This window comes from Marinobacter flavimaris, from assembly GCF_045057155.1.
Classification (GTDB): Bacteria; Pseudomonadota; Gammaproteobacteria; order Pseudomonadales; family Oleiphilaceae; genus Marinobacter; species Marinobacter manganoxydans.
This window is the reverse complement of record NZ_CP171359.1, coordinates 234,557-260,076: the sequence shown is the minus strand read 5'-3', so window position 1 is coordinate 260,076 and position 25,520 is coordinate 234,557. Positions and strand designations below refer to the sequence as shown.

The following is a 25,520-nucleotide window of genomic DNA, read 5'->3' as shown; positions in this document are numbered from 1 at the left end:
AACCAGAGGAAAGTTTGCGAATCAGATTCGACAGATGTGCTGCATATTGCGGGCCACGATTCAGATTTGTGCTCAATCCTTGCACAACTTTGGTGACAGAGCGGTGACACACAGCAAACTTACGCTACAAAAAGTGTAAAAAAAATGACGGAAAAGAAGGTAGGTTTTTCTGCCTATCAGGAGCTGCTTTGGTCATTGCCGGAGAGAGATCGCAAGAGCTGATCCAGCGAGATATCTGCAGGCTGTTCCTTCAGTATGCGCACCAGACGATCCTGCTCACCAAAGCTGATGCGATCGTAAAACGGCTCGCGGAGGACGGATTGGGGCGGCTCGGCAGGCTCCGCTTTATGTTCGAGGGGTGAAATCTGGTCCGCCAGCTCGCGAAGATGAATGGCCAGATGATTCTTTCGCTCGGGGCTGAGACTCTCCCACTGGAACGACCCGAGACCGGTTTGCACAATCTCGACGGCATCACTGTCCAGCGTGCTCCCCAGCAGTGCAAAAAGACGGGTAAATGCTTCATAACGCAGCATAGGATCGATCGGCCCCGCATTAAAAACAGACTCAATCTCACCCACGGCCTGCAGGCACCGATCTTTCAGGGTATCAGCCTCACTTTCGGTTTCGGGCTCCGGCTTGGTAACTGTTTTGAGCGGGCTCTCGGATCCTCGTTTGGACACCTTGTGCCAGTAGGCTGCAATACCAGCCTTTCGTCTCGGCAACTGGGACAGCCGCACATCAAGCATATCCGCGAGGGTATGAAACTGGCGGCAGGAAGGGTCTGAAACAGGCAGAAGCGCGACCGGCTTCTGGTTGAGAACCGACTGCCGAAGGGTCTCGTCCCGCCAGATACCACCCATATAGTGGAGCGAGATTCCCAGGTGGCGCTGGGCAGCGGCGTCCAGGCGCTGGAACACGGACCGTGCCTGACTGGCGCCCTGGGCCATATTCACCAGAATGCTCGGAATCCGGTTATAGCCCCTGCGCCGGAGAACCTTGATCAGCGAAAAGGCGTCGGTAAGGGACGCGGGGTCCGGGGTCACCACCATGCAGGCCAGCTCTGTCGCGGCAATCATATGCAGCCCGGCAGCCTGAAGCCCGGCAGCCGTGTCGGTAATGACGTAATCGTAGCGGTTTTCCAGGTTATACAGTGCCCGGAGTATGCGAAGGCTCTCCGTTGGCCCCATATCCATGCATTCCTGCACGCCGGAGGCCCCCGGAACAATATGCAGGCCGTAGTCGGTCTTCAAGATGATGTCCTCAAGACGACACTCTCCGGCCATCACATTGGCAAGGGTTTTTCTCGGATAAAGGCCAACCATAATGCTGACGTTGGCCAGATCGGTGTCGCCATCCAGCAACAGAACGCGGTTATCCTGCCTTGCGAGGGTGAGCGCAAGATTCAGGGCGACCGAGGTCTTGCCCACCCCACCCTTGCCACCCGTTATGGCGATGGTGCGAGGTTGGTTCGGATTGTGCTTGACAGGTTCTCTGGCGTTCATCACCGGCAATCTAGGTCCCTGATTTTTCGGTTTTCTGTATTTTAACCTGTAAAAATTCTACACACATCACGAATCAGATAATATATTGCTTAAAAAAAGAGCAATAAGTATTTAATAACGACGGATTATTGTCTAAGCTCTTTTCCGACAATAAGAATGAACGCTTCGTCAGTTAATGAATTGATTCGCCCCACGGCAGGTAAGCCTATGCACATTGCGCCTGATCTACAGCTACCGAGTCTTCCGGAAGTCACCTTGCGGGCGCTCGAGGCTTGCCATCAGGACGAGAGCTACCGGAAAATCAGCGAAATTGTGTCTGCCGATACCGCACTGGTAGCTCGTATCCTGGCACTGGCCAACTCCGCCCTGTACGGCCCTTCTACTCCGATCCGCTCCGTCGACCAGGCACTCCTGAGACTCGGCACCCGACGTTTTCACACGCTGGTCCTGACCGCAGCACTGCGCCAACTGCTATTCGAGCTGGGCGGTGACGAATGGCAACAACTCAGAGATTTCTGGCGACACTCGCTGACCACCGCGTTGACCGCCCGGGCCCTGGCAACGCTGACCCGTTATCCGGAGCCTGACGAAGCCTTCATGTTGGGCATGCTTCACAACATTGGCGAGCTGATCGCTATTAAAACGCCAGCCACCGAGGCGAAGCAACACTATCTTGATCATCAGTCCGACATCGCAGCGGAACTCGTTGCCTCCTGGGGGCTGGGGCCAATGGCCGCCGATGCCATGCGCTACCAGCAGGCACTACCGTCGGAGCTACGGGATGCCGGACATCTGGTGAAGCTGATCAGCCTGGCCACCCGACTGGCACTCTCCGATGCCGCCGGCATTGCAGCGGCAGGCACGGTATTCGGGCTGAACGAGGAACTGACCCGGGAGATAAATCGCCGCATCGGCCACGAAGTCTCGGGTATGGCTGCATCGCTGGGGATTCCTCTGGATGAGAATTACTGCGGCGAGAGCGCCTCGCGACAGCTGAAACAGACAATTCTGCGCCAGGCCATGGCAAACCAGGCGATCAACCTTGCCGATCTGACCGGAGAAACCGAGGACATTCTCGCCGAGACGGTCAACAGCCTCACGCTGATCACCGGCTTGCCGGCGCTGTGCTTTGGGCACACAGGCGAAAACCTTGTGCTCCTGTCCGGGACCATTGGCGACATCCCTGACCTGGCGGTCACCGCCAAGCCCGGCGGCAGCGTCCTTACGGAAGCCTTTATTTCTGGCCTGCCAGTCAGCCTTGGTGATCGATCCCCAACAGTACTCGACCGACAGTTGCTGTCACTGCTCCATACGCCCTCCATACTTGCCGTACCGGTTAACAATGGCGGGGACTGCCCTGGTGTCTTCGCCCTGGGCACAGACAACGAGCATCTGCCAACAACCCTGGAACTGGCCGATATCTTCACGGCTCAGTTGGCATCGGTACTGGCAGACCGGGTGCCGGCCCAAACCGATGCCGAAGCCAGTACAGAGGGCCTGGATCAGGAGATCGCCCGCGACCGGCTGCGTAAACAGGTTCACGAAGTCAGCAACCCACTGACCATAATCCGACAGTATATTTACCAGCTGCGAGGCAGGCTTGAAGATGCTGGTGTCCAGCAGGAGCTGGACGTAATCCGGGATGAGCTGGATCGGGCGGGCAATCTTTTACTGCAAATGAGCCATACTGACTCCGTGGATCAGGGCGATGACGGGGTTGAGCTCAATGCCGAACTGGAAAGTCTGGCTCGTATCCTTGAAGATAGTCTGTTCAGCTCAGATAGCCGCAGCCTTCGGTTATCGCTTTGCAGCGAGCCAACGCGGGTTGCGGCTGGCCCCACGAGGATTCGGCAGATTGTGATCAATCTGGTTCGAAATGCGGCGGAAAGCCTGGCGGATGATGGCGGCACGGTTGAAATACGGACGTCTTCGCCAGTGTGGCAGAACCACCGAACCTGGGTTGAGCTGGAAATCTCGGACACAGGCAGAGGAATACCCGGTGAGGTCAGGGACGCCCTGTTTTCACCGGTGAAAACCACAAAGGGAGAGGGCCACAGCGGTTTGGGCCTGAGCATTGTGAAACAGCTCGTTGATGACATGGAGGGCATCATTGCTTGTCGCACGGGGCAGGAAGGGACCACCTTCAGGATTCTGCTTCCAGCGGCCAGCCACAAAAAGAATGAGACCGACTGACGCAGAAACAACGGACACAGACCGATGGCACCTGAACATACTGATCAGCCTTTCAGTCACGGGTTAACGGCACGGATACTGGTAGCAGATGACGAACCCCGCCTGCTCAATACACTGGCTTCGCTGCTGCGTAGCCGGGGTTATGACGTTGCGGAAGCTCACGGGGGCCGAAAAGCCTGCGAGCTGATCGACCAGCAAACCTTCGACCTGGCCTTGCTGGATCTCCGGATGCCCGAGGTCACAGGTTTCGACGTTATGGCACACCTTGCCATCGGACAGCCGGATTGCGGCGTGATCGTGGTCAGCGGCGAAAGTTCGTTCAGTGCTGTGAGCCGCGCACTGCGGCGGGGCGCCCTGGACTACATCCGTAAACCCTTTGATCCTGAGGAACTGCTGGCCACCGTTGAGAGCGTGATCGGAAAAAAGTCACTCCTCGAAGCCCACGAGCATATCCAGATGCGGCTGGAGAAATCCGAGGCGCTGCATCGTTACATCGTTAACAGCTCTCCTGACATCGTGTTCATGCTTGATCAGGACGGTCACTTTTGCTTCGTGAACAGCAAGGTAGAAAGCCTGCTCGGATATAAGCCAGCGGAACTTTGCGGCCAGCATTTCCGCCACATTCTCGACGACCGGGACGTGACCCGCGGGACACTGGCCCTGAAGGGACCAAACATCACTGCAGATAACCCTCGAACCCTGGAAGTCCGCCTTAAAACCCGTGGCAGCCGGCGAGCAACCCGTCATTTCGAGATAACCGCTTTTCCCATCGATCCGCAAACCTGGCCGCACTCCGGTAACACGCAAGGAGGCGGCAGTGGCAACGGCGCCACCTATTATGGGACCGCTCGTGACGTTACCGAGAGGAAGGAAGCCGAGGCCTTCATCAATTTCCAGGCCTACCATGACCTTTTAACGCGATTGCCGAACCGTGCACTTTTCAAGGACCGACTTGAGCTGGCGATCACCCACGCCAACCGTGGTGGCCAGAAGCTGGCGGTTATGTTTCTGGACCTTGACCGTTTCAAGGTCATCAACGACACCCTCGGCCACGCGATGGGAGATCGGCTGTTGCAGGCAGTGACTCACCGGCTCGAGAAATGCCTGCGCAAGGGCGACACCCTTTCCCGGTTCGGTGGCGACGAATTTACCCTGCTCCTGCCCTCCATCCACAATCACGAAGACGCGAGACAGATCGCCAAGAAGCTGATTGATGCCCTGCGGGCACCTTTTCAACTGGGGGATCACGAAGTATTTGTAGGTGTCAGTATCGGCATCGCAATCTTCCCCGAGGCCGGCGAGACCATGGATCAGCTGATCCAGAACGCCGACATTGCCATGTACCACGTCAAAGGCAAGGGCAAGGACGGTTACCGCTTCTATTCCGACAGCATGAGTATCGATACGGCCAACAGGCTGAACCTCGAGCGGGATCTGCGTCAGGCCCTTGAACGGGACGAGTTGCGAGTGTTCTATCAGCCCCAGGTGTGCTCAACAACCAACCGGGTCGTGGGTCTTGAGGCCCTGGTTCGCTGGCAGCACCCGGAGCGGGGACTGCTTTACCCGAGAGACTTCCTGCCCCTGGCGGAGGAAACCAAACTGATAGGCCTGCTCAGTGAGCGTGTTCTCGACCAGGCCTGCCAGGATGTCGGCCGCTGGATCCGGGAGGGCCACACCCACCTCCGGTTGGCCGTCAACCTGTCCCCCATCCAGGTTGAGCATCCGCAGTTTGTAGAAACCCTGATGCAGCAGGTAAAGGCCCACAACTTCCCGGCCGGTAACCTGGAAATCGAAATCACTGAAAACGTGATCATGAACGATCTGGAACAGATCTCCCAGAAACTCCGGGAACTGGCAGCTTTGGATGTCCGGATCGCGATCGACGATTTCGGCACAGGCTATTCGTCACTGAATTACCTGCATCGCCTACCCATTCACACCCTCAAAGTCGACCAGTCTTTCGTGAAAGCCATCCGCAGTGGCGACGACGGTGCATGCATCGTAAACGCCATTGTCGCCATGGCCCATGGACTCAAGCTGGAGATCGTTGCAGAGGGCGTGGAAACCGACGAGCAACTGGATTATCTGCGGAGCCTGGGTTGCCACCAGGTCCAGGGTTTCTTCTACGGCCCTGCCAGGCCCGCCGCCGAGATTTCCAGAACTCTCGGATCCACCAGGGCCAAAGCTGCCTCATTCTGACATACGATTATCGATTGTCAGACACTCCGATATAAAAGCGCGATAGGGTTTGCAAAGTATTGCAGTACGTTACTTTATGTATCCTGAAATGCGCATTACTGCACATATTTCTCCCACCCTGTTCTCTAAGCTCGAATCCATAGGCGCTGATTACCGGAATGTCCGACATTCTCGGACCAATAACGACAAAAACGGTGACAGCATCCAAGGAACAAGAACAGGCAGCAGTCATCATGCGCGACAAGTACAAATACATCGGTCCCGTCTACGATTTTCTCAGCAATCTCTATAGCGGCAAGAATATTCACCGCTGCAAAACCGCCATGCTGGATGTGGAAACCGTCCGGCCCGGAGACAAGATTCTGTTTGCCGGAGTTGGCCATGGCCGGGACGCCATTCGGGCGGCCGAGCTAGGTGCAGACGTGACCGTGGTGGATTTGTCCGAAACCATGCTGCGGAAGTTTGCCGAAGCTCAGGAAAAAGAGGCGCCACACCTCACGATCCGACGCATCCACAGCGACATCATGAAAGTAGATGAGTTCGAGCAGTACGACATGGTCGTGGCCAATTTCTTCCTGAACGTGTTCGATGAAGACATGATGGTCCGGGTCCTCGAACATCTGATACGGCTGGGCAAAGCCGACGCCCGGGTCGTTGTTGGTGACTTTTCCTACCCCACTGGCAACCTGCTTTCCAGAATGTTCAAGAAGCTTTACTGGTACATGGCCGTCTTCATTTTCTGGCTGTTCGCCAACAATGCATTCCACAAAATCTACAACTATCCCGAGCACATGCAGCGGCTGGGCCTTCAGGTCACGGACAAGAAGCACTTCAAGCTTCTGAACATGAACTGCTACTGGTCCATTCTCGGACGCAAGCAGGCCTGAGCACTTTGCTAGAGATTCACCCAACAAAAACAATCAGGGAGCAGCAGCATGTCGGATCAGATACTCGCACTGGACAGGGTTGGCACACTTGAGAGCGGCTCATTCACGTTTACCGAGCGGGTCGGCTTCCTGAAGAAGTACGGTACCCATTCCCAGTCGTTTTCAACGCTCCAACCGGGCATGCAATATTTTGATGTACCGGGCATGGGGTATATCGCCTACATGCGCAAATGGGGCGGCACCTTCGTGCTCTCGGATCCCGTCTGTGCGCCGGAAGACTTTGGCAACCTGCTGGAGAGCTTCCACCAGCGCTTTCCAAACGCCAGTTACATCCAGGTCTCCAAGCCCGTCGTCGATTTCCTGCACCTGCGATTTGGTCTCTACGGCACCCAGTTTGGCAGCGAATCCCGTATCGATCTGGGCCGCTGGTCACTCAGCGGGAAGAAAAAACAGATCCTGCGAACCGCTTTGAACCAGGCAGAAAAAAACGGGATTACGGTGAAAGAGCGTTTCAGTGACGATCACACCCGTGAAATATCCGAGGCCTGGATTCGAACCCGCAAATGCAAGAGCAATGAAATCCGCTTTCTGATCCGTCCCATGGAAATGGACTATCGCGAAAACGAACGGCATTTCTACGCCTATCAGGACGACAAGGCCGTAGGGTTTATCTATTTTGACCCGATTTATCGCAACAACGAGATTATCAGCTACGTGCCCAATATCTCCCGGGCCAACGCCGATTTCCGACAGGGCATTTTCTATACCCTGATGGCTCATGCGATGGAGGTCTTCAAGGCGGAAGGCGTGCCTTATCTGGATCTCGGACTGATACCCCTGTCACTGGATCCTGCAACAGAGCATCAGGAGAGCAGGCTGTTGAAACGCCTGTTGCACGGGCTCTACGAGAAGGGCAATTTTCTATACAACTTCAAAGGCTTGGAGTTTACAAAGTCGCGCTTTAGGGGAGACAACTTCAAGACCTACTGTTGTCACAAACGGTCGATTCCGGCGCTGGAGTTTTTCGCCATGTTCAAGCTGACCCGGTTGCTGTAGCCCCCAGGGGCTCTCCAGGCCAGTGTTCGCTCACCCGTTTGGCCTCCAGCCCCAGGCCCGCCATGAAGGGCGCGATGCCCTTTGGTGCCGGCCCTGAAAACAGCGCAGCGCTCACAGGTTGTTTCCCTGCGCTGGCAACTGGGCCTTGAGCAACATCAAGCCGACCGGTCTGTTCCAACAGCCAGGCTACCCGTCGGGCAATGGCCTCACCCGAGTCCACCCAGAAACGAACCGTCGGCAGACTCGCCCTCAGACTCTCCAGTAACAGTGGATAGTGAGTGCAACCAAGCACCACGGTGTCCACACCGGCCTCTTTAAAAGGCCTCATGGCTTCGCTCAGCTCGGCAAGCGGAACCTCGATTCCGGAAACCAGGTCCTCTGCCCAGCGCACCAGCCCCGGATGGCCAATACGCTCAATCCTGCAATCGCCAGCGAATTCCTCGACCAGCCTGTCGAGATAAGGTCTGCGAACCGTTGCCGGTGTCGCCAGCAGCCCCATTCGCCGATTCACGGACTTTGCTGCCGCCGGTTTGATGGCCGGCACCACCCCCACAACCGGCACCGCCGTCATCGCACGTAAATGCGGCAGGACCACGGTACTGGCGGTATTGCAGGCCACCACGATGGCGTCTGACGGGTAGAGCTCAAGCGCTCTGGTGATCAGACCGCAACAACGGTCGATCACAACCGCCTCGGATTTGTCGCCATAGGGAAAGCCTGCGTTGTCTGCCAGATAGACGATCTCCAGTCCCGGCAGTTGCCGGTGAATGCAGGCCGCAACGCTCAGACCACCGACACCGGAGTCAAACACCAGAACCCTTGGAGGTGACTGCCTGCTCAAACCGGAATGCCTCCCCGGGAAATCTCGTGTTCCATGGCCCGGATCAATCGGCCAGAAATGGTGGTTTCCGGTGGTACCGGTGGCGTATCGCCCGGCAGGAACCAGTCGGCATCGGCAAGCTCGTCCTCCTGGAGAACCAGCTCGCCTCCTGCGTAATCGGCGAAGAAGCCGACCATGAGCTGATGGGGGAATGGCCAGGGTTGCGAGGCGTGGTAGCGGATATTGGTGACGTCCAGCCCGGTCTCCTCTCTCACTTCACGGTGCACAGCGCCTTCCAGACTCTCACCCGGTTCAACAAAACCGGCGATGAGGCTGTAGAAGTGCCGTTTGACCCGCGAGGACTTCGCGAGCAGAAGCCGATCATCCCGGCGTATGACGACAATCACGCAGGGCGCCAGCCTCGGGTACCAGGGAATGCCACAGGGTTCGCACCACTTGGCCCGCTCACGCGGATGGAAACCGGTTTCCTCGCCGCAGCGGCCACAGAATCGGTGGTCGCGCCACCATTGCCAGACCTGAAAGCCGGTACTGAGCATATCCGCCGGCGCATCGCTAACCATCAAAAGCGCATCCCGCAGCGGTACAACCTCCTGATTACCGACGTCGCTGTCCGGCAGTTCGGTCACGAATACACCGCACCCATTGTAACTGCCCAGAGATACGGAATCGGACAATTCGCCCCGGAAAAGGCTGCTGTCGCCGCTGTGCAGCCAGCCGTTATCGGGCTTGACCACACCCGATCCCGACAGCGCAAGGATCAGATCGCCGTTTTCCGGCCGGCGGGTCGTCCAGCCCGGTATCCACTGAGTCATTGCGATCACCATTCGATGCATCAACTGGGTTATTGGAAGATCAATCGGGAATGTACCACATTGCCGCACCGGCCAAGAATGAAAGGTCCACCTTTCCGCACTGTACTCAACCAAGTAAACTTGGCACCTGTTTCGTCAACGGAGTTGCCATTTATGCGTCTTTACCAGGGCATTCGCAGCCTGATCCTGACCCTTTTCCGAAAGATACTGTTTATCTGGGTCCGGACTGATGTCAGCGGCAACAGCGTTGAAGCCCTCGCCCTGGATCCCGACAAACCGGTTTGCTACGTGCTGCAATACAGCTCGCTGTCGAGCCGCCTGGTTCTGGAGCAGGAAGTTATCCGTGCAGGACTTCCTGGCGCCACCGAAGCCCTTCCGGTGAAGAACGGCCCGTCCCACTCCTTCTTTTTCCTCTATCGCCGGATCGGTGGCTTTTTCAGGGGGCGTCAGGCGCCGGCACCCACGAACGAGTTTCAGGCCCTGGTTCGCTACGGTCTCGAACATCCGGACCAGGACGTACAGATTGTTCCAGTGTCCCTGTTCTGGGGGCGCTCCCCGGACAAGGAAAAGTCCCTGGTAAAACTTTTGCTGTCCGACACCTGGTCCATCGCCGGCCGGCTTCAGAAGTTACTGATCATCATGGTTCATGGTCGCAACACCTACGTTCAGTTTAACCAACCGCTCTCACTGAAACAGGTGATCGACGAATACCGGCACAGCGAGGAGCGGGCCAACCGCAAGCTGGCCCGGATCCTGAGAACCCACTTCCGCCGGGTTCGCCAGGCGGTACTGGGGCCAGACTTGTCCCATCGCCGTACCCTGGTGGCAGGTCTGGTGCGCACCCAGGCGGTCAAGGAAGCCATCCGGGAGACCGCTGCCAGAGACGACATACCACCTGAGAAAGTCCGCGCCAAGGCCTACAAATATGCGGATGAGATTGCGGCGAGCATGTCCGTTGTCACGATTCGATTCATGGAGGTGCTGTTGTCATGGCTCTGGAACCGGATCTACAACGGCATTGCCATCAACAATATCCGGGTGGTGAAGGAAGTGGCGCAAGACAATGCCGTGGTTTACGTGCCCTGCCATCGTTCACACATCGACTACCTGCTGCTGTCCTACGTGCTTTACAAGAATGGCCTGATGCCTCCGCACATCGCCGCAGGGATCAATCTCAACATGCCCATTGTCGGCCCGATCCTGCGCCGTGGCGGGGCGTTCTTTATGCGCCGCAGTTTCAAGGACAACCCGCTGTACGCCACCGTGTTCAATGAGTACATGCACGTGATGTTCTCCCGGGGCTATTCCGTCGAGTATTTCATCGAAGGCGGCCGAAGCCGCACAGGCCGCATGCTGCAGCCCCGCCCCGGCATGCTGGCAATGACCGTACGCAGTTTCCTTCGGGACCATCGCAAACCCATCGTATTCGTGCCCGTGTACATCGGCTATGAGAAAGTGATGGAAGGCCGCTCCTACCTGGGTGAACTTCGTGGCAAGAAAAAGGAAAAAGAAAGCGTATTCGGTCTTGCCAAGACCGTTCGCAAACTCAGTAACTCCTTTGGTCGGGTTTCAGTCAACTTTGGCGAAGCCATTCATTTGTCTGAGGTTCTGGACGATGTTCACGGTAGTTGGCGCGACGAGGCCTACGACGCCGAGTATCGTCCGAAGTGGCTTAACAGCGCGGTTTCAGAGCTGTCCTTCCGGGTAGCGTCGAACATCAACGCGTCAGTTGCGGTAAACCCGATCGGCATGGCCGCCACGGTTCTTCTTGGCACCGAGCGACTGGCCATGGACGAGGGACAGTTGATCCGCTTGATGGATCAATACGCCGCCCTGCTAAAGGCTTTCCCGTATGCGGAAACGGTAACCCTGCCCGAGGGGGCCGGCAAAGACTGGATCGCCTACTGTGAAGGCATGGGCCTGGTGACGCGCCAGCCGCAGAAGCTGGGTGACATTATTGCCCTCGAAGGCAGCAACGCAATCCTGATGACCTATTACCGGAACAACATCCAGCACCTATTTGCGCTGCCCTCACTGATCGCCAGCCTTTTCGAGAACAAGGATTCGCTGGGCCGGGACAAGATTGTGTTCCTCGCCAGCGTAGCCTACCCCTACCTGCAATCGGAACTGTTCCTGAAATACCAGCCCGATGAAGCCAGGAAGGTCATCAATCAGTGGATTGATGTTCTCATCGAACATGACTTGCTGAAGCCCCTGGACGATGACCGGATCGGTCGACCCGAGGAAGGTACCGAAGCCATGCTGAGGCTCAGGGTTCTGTCCCGCTTCATCATCCAGACGGTAGAGCGCTACCACATCGCTCTGGGCATTCTCCGCAAATACGGCTCGGGCAAGATCAGCGCCGCCGAACTGGAAGAACAGAGCGCGCTGCTGGCCGAGCGGATGTCGATCCTGTTCGGCCTGAATGCGCCGGAGTTTTTCGACAAGAGCCTGTTCCGCAACTTCATTGCCAATATGCAGAACAATGGCGTTATCACCACCGATGACAATGGCCTGCTCTGCTATGGGGAGGGGCTGGATGAGGTGGCGGACGATGCCCGCCTGGTGCTGAGTGTCGAGAAGCGACAGGCAATCCAGCAGGTCACCATGCTGGGTGCCTGATGGCATTTACTGCGGTGGCAGCGCCCGGATGGCGTACACATCGTAGCGGCTGCTCTTGCCCTCAATGCGGGTGGTTGGCTCCGCTCCCTCAATGGCCGATGCCTTACGGGGCCGCTTGACCACCACCCGGTAACGGGCGCGCTCCAGAGCGGCCGCGAGCAATTGTGCGGAATCCTCGTCGTCTCCTACGATAGTGCGGAAAACCTGCATTTCCTTTTTTACCAGGGCCGACTTGTCCCGATGCGGAAACATCGGATCCAGGTAGACAACATCCGCCGCCTCGGTGCCTGGTCGGGCAAGCCATTCAATACTGCTGCCCTCAAGCAGTCGCATGCGCTCGACAATGGCCGCACAATCCACATTCAGGGCTGCGCGCGCAAGACCATCGGCCAAGAGAGCGTGAATGACCGGGTTACGCTCGAACAGGGTAACCGTGCAGCCAAGGCTGGCAAGCACAAAGGCATCCTGGCCAAGCCCTGCCGTCGCATCAACGATATGCAATGCGGCCCGTGTTTTCTGCAAGCCGACCGCCTTGGCCACCAACTGGCCCGCGCCACCGCCGTGCTCCCGCCGATACCCCATCTTGCCGGTCACGAATTCTGCACGCACCGGTCCCGGCGCACCTTTGCCAGTCATCTGCAGGCCAAGGCCCTGCTCATCCAGGAACAGTAAAACCGGGAAGTCGCGGATGTCTCTGGGGCGGACGACACCAAGATTCGGGACCCCGAGCGAATCGGCAAGAGCATCGGCCTGCAATCGGTCACCCAATGCACTGCGGGCAACAGCGACGATGTTCTGGAAACGTTCAGAGCGGGCGTACGGAGCGGACGGGGACGAGTCAGGCATCAGACCAGAATATCAATTCCGGCCAGGCTACCATTGCCGCCAGTTTCCTGACCGGCTGCGGCAACAGAGGCAAAGGTCGACAGCGCCCTGGCGGCTGGCAGGGACACTTCGTCTGCGCGGAACCGCTCCAGACGGGCGTCTTCAGCGGCACGACGGGCTTCTACACGCCGCTCGAGGCTTTCGGTCGCATTGCGGTCGCTGACAACACCCTGATTGCCATCGGCAAGGTCACGGCGGGCCGCGTCAGGTGTTTTTTCGGGCGTTGATGCCGGCGCACGGGCCGCATCGCTGCGCTCCCTGACCAGACTGTTGTTGCCGGTCTGGAAATTTAAATTGTTACCCGGGTTAATTCCGCCAATCATGTTCAGATACCGCTGGCCGGATGACAGGAAAACGTGAAATGGAAGTATGGAAGATTATCGCACGGAAGAAAAGACAGCTGGTCAGTTTTTACCCAAAGCGGTTTGCCCGGATCAGACCGGGCGGCCGGGGTCACTATCGACCAGGCAGTTTTTTCCAGGCCACTTCATCCCTGATGTAGACAGGTTGAGCCTGCTCCGCCGGCACCGCCTTGCCCTGCCCGAATGCGATCACCGCCAGGCGCGCGACCCAGGCTGCTCGCAGCACCAGGGTTTCATCGATGGGATCAACGCGCCCTGACACCTCCGCTGGCATGGCAGAGCGGTATTGCCAGCCCGGCCCTGCTCCGCACCAGCGCTCGGGGCCCGCTGGCAGTGTGACTGCCTCGGGTGGACACACCTGTTCCGAAGCCAACGCCTCAGGCAGTCCTGCCCGGGCAGCGAAGCAGCCCCAATACACCTCGCCCATGCGGGCATCGAAGGCTACCGCAATACCGGTTTCCTCGTGAGGATCCAGAGCATCCATGGCACCCAGCGCCACGGCCTGCAGTGAAGACACCGGCACCACCGGAATGTCCAGCCCCCAGGCAAGACCCTGCACAACACCGGTCGCGATCCTGACACCGGTAAAAGAGCCCGGCCCGCAGGCAAAGGCCAGGGCATCAAGCTCTGCCGGAGCATGATTCTTCTCCGCCAGAAGCTCCCGCACCATCGGCATCAATAGCCGGGTATGGCCTCTGGGGGCAAGCTCGAAGCGTTCGGAGATCTCGCCATCAACAAGAAGGGCTGCCGAGCAGCCCTCCGATGACGTATCCAGTGCCAACAGTTTCACCGGTGTGAAAACCTCAGGTCAGGATGCCAATTTATTTGAGTTCAGACAGGATCTGGTCGCGAATGCTGTCCAGACTGCCAACGCCCTCGACACGGACGTATTTCGGTGCCGCGGCCGGCTCTTTCGACGCCCAGTCCTGGTAGTAGCCAACCAGCGGTGCAGTCTGGTCGTGGTAGATTTTCAGACGCTTGCGAACCGTCTCTTCCTTGTCGTCCTCACGTTGAACCAGCGGTTCTCCGGTCTGGTCATCCTTACCCTCGACCTTGGGCGGATCGTATTTCACGTGGTAGATACGACCGCTTCCCTCGTGCACCCGGCGACCGGACAGACGGCTGACAATTTCTTCGTCATCCACGGCAATTTCGACCACATAGTCGATGGCAATTCCCTGGTCTTTCAGAGCTTCAGCCTGGGGGATGGTCCGCGGGAAACCGTCGAGCAGGAAACCGTTCTTGCAATCAGGCTGTTGAATACGCTCTTCGATCAGCGCAATGATGATGTCGTCAGACACCAGGCCGCCCGTTGCCATGACTTCCTTTACCTGCTTGCCCAGCTCGGACTCGGCTTTCACCGCCGCACGCAGCATGTCACCGGTGGAGATCTGGGGAATATCAAACCGTTCAGTAATGAACTGGGCCTGAGTTCCCTTGCCTGCGCCCGGCGCGCCTAACATGATGATTCGCATAACGCTGTGCTCCCGTTTTAGTCATTATCATTTGAAAAGCTGTGGCAAAAACCCGTGCCTTTGCGACAGCCTCTCCTGCACGGAACAGGTGTCAGCCGAAATCGGCGAAGGCGCATTATACGAAGTCAGCCACGTCAGAGAAAGTCGACCTCCGTATCATGCACCGGAAGTCCGTATTTCCCAGCGAATAACGACAGGGTGTCAGGATGACAGGGAGCTGGCCAGTGCGTCCAGATCCGGAGCCACACGATCCAGTTCAGCATTCAGTTCTTCCACAACATTGGGCGTCAGTCCCAGGCCTTCCAGCAAAGCGGGCACGTCGTCGGCATTGAATTCATCGCCAATACCGCGGTCCTTCAACAGGGCGTTGGCCAGCTGTACCATCAAAACATAGTTCTCGTGCTCGCCATGGTAACCCGATTGTTGATGCACGCCAGCCGCCTTGACCACAGGATCAGGCAGTTGCCATAAACGGTGGAGGATACCGCCAATAGCGCCATGGCCCACCGACAGGATTTCCTGGCCATTGCCCTGCCCGAACACCTGCTGCTCAAGCGAGTGCATGCTGGCTTCAGGATTCGCTTCGCGAAGCTCATTGAGCTCATCAAATTCGGCCGGGAACAGATGCCCGACCAGCAACAGGCCAAAGTTGTGCAACAGGCCGCAGAGATAGCCCAGCCCCTTTTCGGCGCCACATCGCGGCGCAATGATCTGGCAAAGGAACGCGCAGTACAGGGAGTGGCGCCAGAAATTGTCCATGCCGAGAATGCCGTGACGGGGTACTTCAAAGGCACGAACGGAGGCGATGCCCAGGGCGATGTGGGCCACACGATCGAAGCCCAGCACACGGGTGACCGCCTCCTGCACCGAATTGACCTGGCCGGGATAATTGAACAGTGCAGAACGGGCGTAACGCATGATCTGGGCCGTGAGACTGGGATCAAACTCGATCAGCTCTGCCAGCTCACGAGCCGTCGCATCGGTGTTGGCAGTCAGCCGCAAAATACGCAGCGCCAGGGCCGGCATGGGGGGCAGACGGTAAAGTTTCTGTAGCTTGTCGGCCACTTCCTCGAGCGTCAGCGCCTCGCGGTTGCCGTTACCCGGCCCCCGGATAACCAGGTGGCCCGCCCTGGCACCGGCCAGGGCCAGACGGAAGGATCGGCCATCCATCTCTAGCAGGGAATGATCAGTGCCACTGGAAAACACGACCTGATCCGCCAGCATCACATCCTCGTCCACGATAACGGGCAGCTCGTAAGCCTGTCCGATGGGCGGGGTGAAGCCGGGATCACAGTCACTGAACAGGCGCATGGTCTGCCGTGCGGTCAGCGGCTGAAGACGGCGACCGGTCAGCTGGTGAACGGCATCCGGGTCCAGGGAACTGTCGAACTTGTGCACGGCCATCACGACACCGGTAATGTCGATCAGCAGAGTGGCCTGTACAAAGCTGTCCTGAGACATCCCCGAGGCAATCACTGCCGCATCCAGGCTGGTGACCTGATCTATCGGCAACTCCCGATAAGTGATGCCCTTGCGGGCGAGAAAACGTTCCAATCGTGCAGCCAGAGCCACAGCTTACTCCCTTTGTTCTTGGTCGGTGGCCAGACTACCCGGCCTTGTCCCGGCACTTTTTTCTATTCTGCTGCAAGATCAGCCAGTATTCCGCATGCCCGCAGCGATACCTGCCATGGTGACTTTCAGTGCTCTTTCCACCAGTTCCGGCACCTCGCCCTTGCCTTCACTTTCCCGGTCCCGCCGTAGCAATTCGGCCTGAAGGTAGTGCAGCGGATCCGTGTATGGGTTACGCACCCTCATCGAATGCGCAAAGACGGGCTCTCCCTCCAGCAGATCCGTTTGCTCCTTGAGTTCCAGAAGTCGCTCGATACAACCCTGGAGGCGCACGCGAAGACTCTCCCCAAGGGCTTTCAACCGATCATCGTCCAGCAGCGTCTGCTCATAATAGCTGGCGATGCGCAGGTCTGCCTTGGCCAGCACCATTTCCAGCATATCCACATAGGTGCGGAAGAACGGCCAGCCCTGCATCATCTCACGCAATACTGGGAGCCGGTGGTCCCGGGCCGCCTCTTCAAGCGCCACGTCACTGCCCAGCCAACTGGGCAGCATCAGCCGCATCTGGGTCCAGGCAAATATCCACGGTATGGCCCGAAGGCTTTCCACGCCGCCGGTGGCCTTCCTCCGGGCCGGGCGACTTCCGAGTGCCAGTTTCCCCAGGGCCTGTTCCGGCGTGACCTGGCGGAAATAGGGCACGAAGTCGGGATTTTCCCGGACCACATCGCGGTAGGCTTTCAAGGACCGCTCGGTAAGCCAGTCCATGGTTTCACGCCAGCTGTCTTCGGGCTGTGGTGGCGGGGCCAGGGTAGCTTCGATAACCGCCGTGGTGTAGAGCGTCAGGCTCTGAACCGCCAGCCTCGGCAAACCGAACTTGAAGCGGATCATTTCGCCCTGCTCGGTAATCCGGAAACTGCCGTTTACCGAGCCCGGCGGCTGGGACAGTATCGCCCGGTTGGCAGGTCCGCCGCCACGGCCAACGGTACCGCCACGGCCGTGGAACAGGGTCAGATGCACGCCATACTGGCGGGCAACGTGGGTAAGTTTCTCCTGGGCCTGGTACTGGGCCCAGGCCGCCATCAGCTGGCCGGCATCCTTGGAGGAATCCGAATAGCCGATCATCACTTCCTGCCTGCCCTGGCAATACTCCCGATACCACTCAACCTCGTACAGCGCAGACATGCTGTCTGGAGCACCACGCAGGTCATCCAGGGTCTCAAACAGGGGCACGACCCGCATCGGAAACTTCATTCCGGATTCCCTGAGCAGCAAAATCACGCTCAATACATCAGAGGGCTTGCTGGCCATGGAGATAACATAGGACCCGAGGGCTTCCGGCGTTTGCTGCGCCACCACTTCACAGGTTGCCAGCACCTCGCCGACCGATTCGGAGGGCTCCCAAGTTCGGGGGACCAGTGGGCGCCGGCCCTGAAGTTCCTTCACCAGGAATGCCTGGCGCTCCTGTTCTGACCAGGACAGATAATCCCCCAGGCCAAGATAATCGACCATTTCGGCAACCGCCTCCGCGTGGCGGCTGGCCTCCTGGCGGATGTCCAGACGAATCAAAGGCAGGCCAAAAGTATGCGCCCGGCGGATGGTATCCAGCAGCGGACCATTGGCGATGTCCTCGAGTCCGCACTCAACCAGGGATCGGTAACAGAGCTCCAGGGGACCGGTGAAATCCTCGTTCTCAAAGAGAATACCGTTGGCATCCGCGGTCTCGCCGTTGACGCTCGCCTCTGCCCAGTCCCGGGTTCTGATCAGCCGCTCACGGAGTTCGGCGAGCACATGGCGGTAGGGTTCCCGGGAATCACCAACAACGGCCTTGAGCTCGTCGCTGGCCTGCCACATGGACAGTTCGGCCCGCAGCGCCTGAATATCACGAAGATAGAGATCCGCTGCCATCCAGCGGCCAAGCAGGAAGACCCGGCGGGTCACCTTGTGGGTGACATTCGGATTGCCATCACGATCACCGCCCATCCAGGATGCAATGCGGATGGGGGATGCCTGCAGGGGAAGGCCCTTTCCGGTCGCGTCTTCCAGCGACGTATCCAGGCTCCTCAGAAACTGTGGCAGGGCCTGCCACAGACTGTTTTCAATAACCGCAAAGCCCCATTTGGCCTCATCCACTGCGGTTGGTCGCTCCTGACGAATCTCGTCGGTGTGCCAGGCTTCGGTAACCAGTTGAGACAGGCGATTGACGATTTCCTCCCGTTCAGCAGGCATGAGGTCGTCATGGTCCAGACGCGCCAGGCAGTCCGACATCTCGTCGTATTTCATAATAAGGGTGCGACGCGCCACCTCGGTGGGGTGGGCCGTCAGCACAAACTCGATTCGTAGATCCGCCACCCTCTGATGCAGTTCCTCCGGCGTGACATCACCTTGCTTGAGCCGCTCAAACACCTCCCCGAGCGATTCGACCATCAGATCAGACTGGTGCCCGCGTTTCCGACGAATACCATGGTACTGCTCGGCAAGGTTGGCCAGGTTCAGGAACTGGTTGAAGGCACGGGTCACCGGAAGCAGCTCATCATCGCTCAACTTGCGCAGCAGATTGACAAGTCGCTGGCCGGACCCGCTTTCCTGGCGACGGTCGGACTTGGCAGCCGCCCGGATTTCCTCAATCAGCTCGTAGCATTCCTGTCCGGGATATCGCCGTATGCTCTGGCCCAGAAGTTCACCCAGCATTCGTACGTTTTCTCGGAGTTCGGGATGTAGCTCAGTCACATTGACGTCCTTTTGAATTGACGGAGGCGAAGTAAACTTACGATACTAAGGAACAGTCGAGAAAGTCTATTGGCGATTCAAGCCTGTAGCTGCAAGGAGTTATCATGAAGGTCACTGATTTGCCCAAACACTGGGAACAGCAAAAAGAGCCCGTGGAGCGCACCCACGATTATAACCTGCGCCTGCCGCTGGAAGATGCCGCACGCGTGGCCGCACTGGCGGAACTTTACCCGGACCGCAGTGAAAGCGATATTCTGAACGACATGATTGGTGCAGCTCTGGACGATCTGGTACGCCAGAGCCCACTGAAGGACAAGCTGGAAGGGAAAGACAAGTAAATAGCGGCGGGCAGCTTTAGCTGCCCGTGTCGTCAGGCGACTGATTCCAGTTGACGGGCCTTGAGGCGCTGGATGTGCTTCTGGCTCAGGCTGACAAACTTGGGAGTCAGGCCCTGATCTTCGTAGATCTCGAAGCCATCCTCGTCGTACGCCACCACTTTGGTGCCCTGAACATACGGAAAGCTGGTCTCCATTTCGTCCAGTGCTGCAGAAATCAGATCCCGCATCAGATCCTGAGGTGACTTCATCGGATAGAGCGCTGCGAGTTTCTCGAGACGCTTGTGATGCTGGTCAGACAACGCCATGAAGTAGGCGTCTCGGGTAAGCCGACCACGTGCATGCTTGTCCCAGTAGTTGACCAGATCTTTGATTTTCATGGTGCCTTCACTCCTGCATCTTATTGATGGCGCACGGCGCACGAAAACTGTGCATCCGTTTCCGGAAGTGTAGACGAAGCCGTCGGTCCGGGGGCGAGAAAATTGGTAACGGATTGTACTTACCGATCCGCCATTTTCAGTGCTCGTTCTCTCCCCGCTCCACGCCTTTCACCGCCTGCCACACGGCATCCAGCGCCTCCAGAGATTCTTCGTCCATATCGCGGCCCTCCCGTTCCAGCACACGTTCAATCGCCCGGAACCGGGCGTCGAATTTATGGTTGGTTCGATTGAGTGCCTGCTCAGGGTTAACTTTCATGAACCGTGCCAGGTTCACACAGACGAACAGGAGATCGCCGAGCTCATCTTCAACGGCATCGGGATCACCGGCGCCCGTCTGTGCGGCTTCCCACGCCTCCTTGAGCTCGTCGATTTCCTCGTGAAGTTTGTCGAAAACCGGGCCAACATTTGGCCAGTCGAAACCGTGCCTGGCTGCCCGTTTCTGGAGCTTCTCGGCCCGAGCCATTGCAGGCAGGGTCCGGGCAATGCCGTCAAGCCGACTTACTGGGGCGCTGGCTTCCGGTGCCGGCTTCATTGCCCGCTCCTCGGCCTTGATGCGCTCCCAGCTTTCCTTGATCCAGGCCTCATCCGGCCGATTATCCGGATCAATGCTGCTTTCCAGGGTCCCTTCCGGAAAAACGTGTGGATGCCGCCTTACCAGTTTGCGCACCAGATGATCGACCACACCGTCAAAATCGAAATGGCCATCTTCCCGACCAAGCTGGGTGTAGAAAATGACCTGGAACAGCAGGTCCCCCAGCTCGTCTTTCAGATGCGGGTAATCCTCTCGCTCAATGGCATCGGCGACTTCGTAGGCCTCCTCCAGCGTGTGCGGCACGATGGTCCTGTAGGATTGCCTGGTATCCCATGGACAGCCCGTCTCCGGATCCCGAAGCCTGGCCATCAGGGTTTTCAGATCCTCGATGGTATAGCTCATCCGCGTTTACGCCTTACATCAATGATATTGGGCAGGTTGCGAATCTGCGCCAGCAACCGCGCCAACTGCTCCAGACTGGAAATTTCCACCGTCACGGTCATGGTAGCCGTGTTCTCGTCCTTGTTGCTCAGGGTATTCAGTGACAGCACATCACTCTTGGAGGCCGACAACACCTGGGTAATATCTCTCAGCAGCCCGGATCGGTCATAGGCTTCAATTTCAATGTCGACAGGATAAACAGCAGCCTGCCGGCCACCCCAGCTGACCTCAATAATCCGGTTGGGCTCGAACTCACGCAGATTCAGGAACGTCAGGCAGTCCTGACGGTGGACCGTAACCCCACGGCCAACCGTGATGTAGCCACCGATCGCGTCTCCGGGCAGCGGCTTGCAACATTTCGCCACCTGGGTCTTGAGCTTGCCGACGCCCAGGATCTGGATGTCTGATTCCGTATCGTAGGGCTTGCGGCGCTGGGCGCTGAGTTTCAGATCCAGTTGTTCGGACTTGGGCTCCAGCATCTGCTGGGCCACATTGGCGACATGCGTGGGGCGAAGGTCACCGGCTCCGGTGGCTGCAAACATGTCCTCCGCACTTTGGTAATTAACCTTCCTGGCAAGCTCACCAAGATCTACATCGTACAGGGACAGACGCCTGAACTCGTCCTCGAGAATGGCACGACCGTCAACGATATTGCGACCACGATCCTGCTGTTTGAACCAGTGGGTTACCTTGGCGCGTGCCCTGGAAGTCTGAATGTAACCAAGGCTCGGGTTCAGCCAGTCGCGGCTTGGGGCCGGGTTGTTGGAGGTCAGGATAAACACCTGATCGCCGGTTTTCAGTGGATAGGTCAGCGGAACGATTCGGCTGTTCACCCGCGCACCGCGGCAGGCGTGACCGATCTCCGTGTGAACCCGGTAGGCGAAATCCACCGGCGTTGCCCCCTGGGGCAGATCCACCACGTGGCCCTCGGGTGTGAATACATACACCCGATCCGATGCGACATCGGATTTGAGGTGGTCGGCCAGCCCGGACAGGTCGCCCAGCTCCTCCTGCCACTCCAGAACCTGGCGCAGCCAGTTGATCTTGGCATCGTAGCCGGTCGACTTGTTGCCTTTGTCCATGCCCTTGTACAACCAGTGGGCACAAACGCCCAGTTCCGCCTCCTCATGCATCGTGTGGGTTCGGATCTGCACTTCCATGACCTTGCCCTCGGGCCCGATCACGGCGGTATGCAGGGACTGGTAACCGTTTTCCTTCGGGTTGGCAATGTAATCGTCGAACTCGTTGGGGATGTGGCGCCACAGCGTGTGGACAATACCCAGTGCGGCGTAACAGTCGCGAACCTCCGGAACCAGGATACGCACGGCGCGAACATCGTAAACCTGGGAAAAGTCGATGCCCTTGCGGCGCATTTTTCGCCAGATGCTGTAGATGTGCTTGGCACGTCCGGACAGCTCGCCCTCAATGCCATAGGCTTTCAGTTCGGTCTGCAGGGTTTCAATCACCCGCTTGATGTAACCGTCGCGATCCAGGCGCTTTTCGTCCAGCAGTTTGGCGATCTTTTTGTAGGCGGAACCATGCAGGTACCGGAAAGAAAGATCTTCCAGCTCCCACTTGATGTGACCAATGCCAAGCCGGTGTGCCAGGGGTGCGTAGATATCAAACACTTCCCGGGCGACGCGCATTCGCTTTTCTTCTGGAGCATCCTTTACCGCCCGAATGGCGCAGGTACGCTCCGCCAGCTTGATCAGGGCAACCCGGACATCGTCAATCATGGTGACGAGCATCTTGCGGACGTTGTCCAGTTGGCCTTCGCTCTGGCCCAGAACGTTACCCTTCAGCGGGTGGTGGATGGACGAAATGGCCGCCATCTGCTGCACGCCGTTGATCAGGCCCGCCACCTCATCGCCAAATTCCTTGCGGATTGTCTCCAGGGGAACGCGCTCTTCACGCACGGCGCGATAAAGGATCGCCGCCACCAGGCTGGCCTGATCCAGGTGCAGCTCCGCCAGAACCTGGGCCATCTCAATGCCAATCCGGAAGCTGCTGGAACCAGGTGCCCACTGGCGATCCTGCCGGAAAGCCTGAAGATCGATTTCCGCTGCCTTTTCGCAGGCCAACCGGAACTGGTCAGCGTCGTCCAGGTGCGTTTGCGAGGCTATCTGGTTTACCCAGCCCTCGATATCCACCTGGCCGTCGCCGGTCATTGCGTAATCTTCGCGAACTTTTACCATATCAGTCTTGTTATTCCTGATGGTTGCCGCAGCCATCCCTGACTGCCCACCGCATCTTCAGTCGGAATCCCGTTCGAACAACGCGATGGATTCCACGTGAGTGGTGTGGGGAAACATGTCCATCACACCTGCGCGCACCAGTCGATAGCCGTTGCGCGCCATTACGCCTGCGTCGCGCGCCAGGGTGGCCGGGTTGCAGGAGACATAGACTATCTTTTGTGCCCCGAAGGCCGTGAGGTACTTGCAGATCTCCTCGGCACCGGAACGGGGCGGATCAATCAGAATCTTGTCGAACCCTTCTTTGGCCCAGCTCTGGCCCGTGAAGTCACCGTGCAAGTCGGCACCGTGAAAAGCGACATTGTCGAGACCGTTTAGTTCCGCGTTTTCCCGGCCCCGTACGACCATGGTCTCGTCGCCTTCCACGCCAACAACCTGCCCGCCTCGCGTGGCCAGCGGCAGAGTGAAATTCCCCAGACCGCAGAACAGATCCAGGACTCGCTCGCCAGGCTGGACATCCAGCCATTCCACGGCCCTGTGTACCATTGCGCGATTAATGCCTGCATTGACCTGGGTAAAGTCCATGGGATGAAATTTCATGGTCAGGTCGAATTCTTCCAGCCTGTAGCTCAGTCGCTCATCATCCCGGCCAGAGGACTCGGGCCAGATCCGATGAACGGTATCGGGCCCTTTTGGCTGCAGGTAGATATGCAAATCGTGAGCCTGGCCGAAGGCAATGAGCTTCTCCCGGTCACCAGTGGACAGGTCATCCATATTGCGGAACACCATTACCGCCACATCATCGCCACAGGCAACTTCCACCTGGGCGATTCGGCTGTAGGCGTCCAGATCGTGCAGCATATTTCGAAGGGGCAGTATGCGGTCGCCAATGCGGGGATCCAGCACCACACAACGGTCGATGTCGGTCAGGAAACTGTTGCGTTTCTCCCGAAACCCCACCAGGACAGACTCCCGGGCCTTGACGTAACGAACCCCGAGGCGCGCCTTACGGCGATAGCCGAGGCTCTCTTCCGAGCGCAGTGGCTCAATCCACTCCTCGGGTTCGATGCCCCCAAAATGGGCAAAATGCTCCCGCAGGGTATTCTCCTTGAACGCAATCTGGGCATCGCCACTCATATGCTGGAGGCTACAGCCACCGCACAGGTCGGCAAACTCGCAGGGTGGCGTCTGGCGATCCGGCGCGGCTTCCAGAACCTCTTCGGTGCGCAGTTCGTCGAACTTGCTTCGACTGGACACCACTTTCGCCATCACGGTTTCGCCCGGAAGGGCGCCATCGACAAACTGGGTCTTGCCATCCTGACGGGCGATACCCCGGCCGTCATGGCTCAGGGTCTCAATCTCACAGCGCACGGGCTCTTTTGGAAGAACCTTCCTGCGTCGTCTGCTCATACTCGGGTCTCTTGGTGGAATCGTGTTCAGGCGCCGGGAAATACACCGGTGGATAGATAGCGGTCGCCGCGGTCACAGATAATGGCCACGATGATGGCGTTTTCAACCTGCTGCGAGAGCTTGAGCGCGGCCGCGATCGAACCGCCGGAGGAGACGCCACAGAAAATGCCTTCCTCGGAAGCCAGGGCCCGCATGGTGTTTTCGGCCTCTTCCTGGCCAACATCCAACACCTCGTCCACCCGTGCGGCATCGTAGATTTTCGGCAGGTAGGCTTCGGGCCATCGACGTATCCCGGGTATGGACGCACCCTCTTTGGGCTGAAGCCCGATAATGCGAATATCCGGGTTGCGCTCCTTGAGGTAACGGGACACGCCCATGATGGTGCCAGTAGTGCCCATGGAGCTGACAAAATGGGTGACACGCCCCCCGGTCTGCTCCCAGATCTCGGGACCAGTCGTGCGGTAGTGCGCCAGAGGGTTGTCCTGGTTGCTGAACTGGTCCAGCACCCTGCCCTTGCCCTCCGCCTGCATCTTGAGGGCCAGGTCACGGGCAGTTTCCATCCCCTCTTCCCTGGTGACCGTGACAATCTCCGCACCATAGGCGCGCATGGATGCCCGACGCTCCTCACTCATGTTCGCGGGCATGATCAGCACCATCCGGTACCCCTTGATGGCAGCCGCCATGGCCAGGGCAATGCCGGTGTTACCACTGGTCGCCTCGATCAGGGTATCGCCCGGCTTGATGTCGCCCCGACGCTCCGCTTCCTGGATCATGCTGATGGCCGGGCGATCCTTCACCGAGCCGGCGGGGTTATTCCCTTCCAGCTTGGCCAGAATCACGTTACTCGTCTCACCGGGGAGACGCTGCAGGCGAACCAGAGGGGTGTGCCCGACATAATCTTCAATGGTGGGAAAATGCATATGATAACCCTGTGGTACACTTTTGGCTTCGCATGATACGCGTTATCGCCCCGGTCTCCCAATACAGCTTCTCGCTATATCCATGACCGGCGGCTATATCCGACACGGGATTTTCCGGTA

At 58.2% G+C, this 25,520-nt stretch carries 20 protein-coding genes; 6 read left to right on the top strand and 14 right to left on the bottom strand.

The genetic code is table 11. The features are described 5' to 3' along the window. Positions 1-176 precede the first annotated feature (176 nt). The gene (locus tag ACGK9W_RS01365) at positions 177-1,502 is read right to left on the bottom strand and encodes an AAA family ATPase (RefSeq protein WP_092030381.1); all 1,326 of its coding nucleotides are present in this window, start codon (positions 1,500-1,502) and stop codon (positions 177-179) included. Between the two features lie 207 nt (positions 1,503-1,709). On the opposite strand from ACGK9W_RS01365, the gene ACGK9W_RS01360 reads away from it, so the two are divergent. From ACGK9W_RS01360 to ACGK9W_RS01345, 4 genes are all read left to right on the top strand, one after another. After that, a complete protein-coding gene (locus ACGK9W_RS01360; RefSeq protein ID WP_008176131.1) occupies positions 1,710-3,695 on the top strand; it encodes an HDOD domain-containing protein in 1,986 nt (661 codons plus the stop codon). Between the two features lie 24 nt (positions 3,696-3,719). Further along, complete coding sequence (locus ACGK9W_RS01355) at positions 3,720-5,894, top strand: EAL domain-containing protein (RefSeq protein WP_092030265.1); 2,175 nt, start codon at positions 3,720-3,722, stop codon at positions 5,892-5,894. 233 nt (positions 5,895-6,127) lie between these two features. Continuing rightward, positions 6,128-6,781, top strand: a complete 654-nt coding sequence (locus tag ACGK9W_RS01350; RefSeq protein WP_092030267.1) for a class I SAM-dependent methyltransferase — start codon at positions 6,128-6,130, stop codon at positions 6,779-6,781. Positions 6,782-6,829: 48 nt separating this feature from the next. Further along, positions 6,830-7,837: a DUF2156 domain-containing protein gene (locus tag ACGK9W_RS01345; RefSeq protein ID WP_008176138.1), complete on the top strand. Its 1,008-nt coding sequence runs from the start codon at positions 6,830-6,832 to the stop codon at positions 7,835-7,837. Here ACGK9W_RS01345 and murI read toward each other — a convergent pair. Both murI and nudC read right to left on the bottom strand, forming a co-directional pair. Then, positions 7,815-8,678: a glutamate racemase gene (gene murI / locus ACGK9W_RS01340; RefSeq protein WP_008176140.1), complete on the bottom strand. Its 864-nt coding sequence runs from the start codon at positions 8,676-8,678 to the stop codon at positions 7,815-7,817. The two genes, ACGK9W_RS01345 and murI, sit on opposite strands and share 23 nt — an antisense overlap. Beyond that, positions 8,675-9,490 carry an NAD(+) diphosphatase gene (nudC, locus tag ACGK9W_RS01335; RefSeq protein ID WP_273069288.1) on the bottom strand — a complete coding sequence of 272 codons (816 nt, stop codon included), beginning with the start codon at positions 9,488-9,490 and terminating at the stop codon, positions 8,675-8,677. Before nudC ends, murI begins: the two co-directional genes overlap by 4 nt. Before the next feature lie 153 nt (positions 9,491-9,643). Here nudC and plsB point away from each other — a divergent pair, with 153 nt between their 5' ends. Continuing rightward, positions 9,644-12,112, top strand: a complete 2,469-nt coding sequence (plsB, locus tag ACGK9W_RS01330; protein ID WP_273017380.1) for a glycerol-3-phosphate 1-O-acyltransferase PlsB — start codon at positions 9,644-9,646, stop codon at positions 12,110-12,112. 6 nt (positions 12,113-12,118) lie between these two features. On the opposite strand, the gene ACGK9W_RS01325 is transcribed toward plsB, so the two are convergent. The 6 genes from ACGK9W_RS01325 to ppc form a co-directional block, all read right to left on the bottom strand. Further along, entirely contained in the window at positions 12,119-12,958 is an 840-nt protein-coding gene (locus ACGK9W_RS01325) for a class I SAM-dependent methyltransferase (RefSeq protein ID WP_062785521.1), read from the bottom strand. Next, complete coding sequence (locus ACGK9W_RS01320) at positions 12,958-13,320, bottom strand: UDP pyrophosphate phosphatase (protein WP_273017379.1); 363 nt, start codon at positions 13,318-13,320, stop codon at positions 12,958-12,960. Before ACGK9W_RS01320 ends, ACGK9W_RS01325 begins: the two co-directional genes overlap by 1 nt. Positions 13,321-13,453: 133 nt before the next feature. After that, complete coding sequence (gene tsaB, locus ACGK9W_RS01315; RefSeq protein WP_405418821.1) at positions 13,454-14,149, bottom strand: tRNA (adenosine(37)-N6)-threonylcarbamoyltransferase complex dimerization subunit type 1 TsaB; 696 nt, start codon at positions 14,147-14,149, stop codon at positions 13,454-13,456. 31 nt (positions 14,150-14,180) lie between these two features. Next, positions 14,181-14,834 (bottom strand): adenylate kinase, encoded by a 654-nt coding sequence (gene adk, locus ACGK9W_RS01310; protein WP_008176153.1) that lies wholly within the window; start codon positions 14,832-14,834, stop codon positions 14,181-14,183. A 201-nt stretch (positions 14,835-15,035) separates the two neighbouring features. Continuing rightward, a complete protein-coding gene (locus ACGK9W_RS01305; protein WP_273045787.1) occupies positions 15,036-16,406 on the bottom strand; it encodes an HDOD domain-containing protein in 1,371 nt (456 codons plus the stop codon). A 78-nt stretch (positions 16,407-16,484) separates the two neighbouring features. Further along, the gene (gene ppc, locus ACGK9W_RS01300; protein ID WP_075267667.1) at positions 16,485-19,130 is read right to left on the bottom strand and encodes a phosphoenolpyruvate carboxylase; all 2,646 of its coding nucleotides are present in this window, start codon (positions 19,128-19,130) and stop codon (positions 16,485-16,487) included. A gap of 104 nt (positions 19,131-19,234) precedes the next feature. On the opposite strand from ppc, the gene ACGK9W_RS01295 reads away from it, so the two are divergent. Then, positions 19,235-19,468, top strand: a complete 234-nt coding sequence (locus ACGK9W_RS01295; RefSeq protein ID WP_008176161.1) for a hypothetical protein — start codon at positions 19,235-19,237, stop codon at positions 19,466-19,468. Between the two features lie 32 nt (positions 19,469-19,500). On the opposite strand, the gene ACGK9W_RS01290 is transcribed toward ACGK9W_RS01295, so the two are convergent. The 5 genes from ACGK9W_RS01290 to cysM all read right to left on the bottom strand — a co-directional run bounded on the left by ACGK9W_RS01290 (position 19,501) and on the right by cysM (position 25,400). Continuing rightward, positions 19,501-19,845 carry a hypothetical protein gene (locus ACGK9W_RS01290; RefSeq protein ID WP_008176163.1) on the bottom strand — a complete coding sequence of 115 codons (345 nt, stop codon included), beginning with the start codon at positions 19,843-19,845 and terminating at the stop codon, positions 19,501-19,503. 136 nt (positions 19,846-19,981) lie between these two features. Continuing rightward, positions 19,982-20,839: a nucleoside triphosphate pyrophosphohydrolase gene (gene mazG / locus ACGK9W_RS01285; protein WP_008176166.1), complete on the bottom strand. Its 858-nt coding sequence runs from the start codon at positions 20,837-20,839 to the stop codon at positions 19,982-19,984. Further along, positions 20,836-23,073 (bottom strand): GTP diphosphokinase, encoded by a 2,238-nt coding sequence (gene relA, locus ACGK9W_RS01280; RefSeq protein ID WP_008176168.1) that lies wholly within the window; start codon positions 23,071-23,073, stop codon positions 20,836-20,838. The genes mazG and relA overlap by 4 nt, the downstream gene beginning before the upstream one ends. 57 nt (positions 23,074-23,130) lie before the next feature. Beyond that, positions 23,131-24,480, bottom strand: a complete 1,350-nt coding sequence (gene rlmD / locus ACGK9W_RS01275; RefSeq protein ID WP_008176170.1) for a 23S rRNA (uracil(1939)-C(5))-methyltransferase RlmD — start codon at positions 24,478-24,480, stop codon at positions 23,131-23,133. 26 nt (positions 24,481-24,506) lie between these two features. Then, positions 24,507-25,400, bottom strand: coding sequence for a cysteine synthase CysM (gene cysM, locus ACGK9W_RS01270; RefSeq protein ID WP_008176171.1), 894 nt, complete (start codon positions 25,398-25,400; stop codon positions 24,507-24,509). Positions 25,401-25,520: the final 120 nt, after the last annotated feature.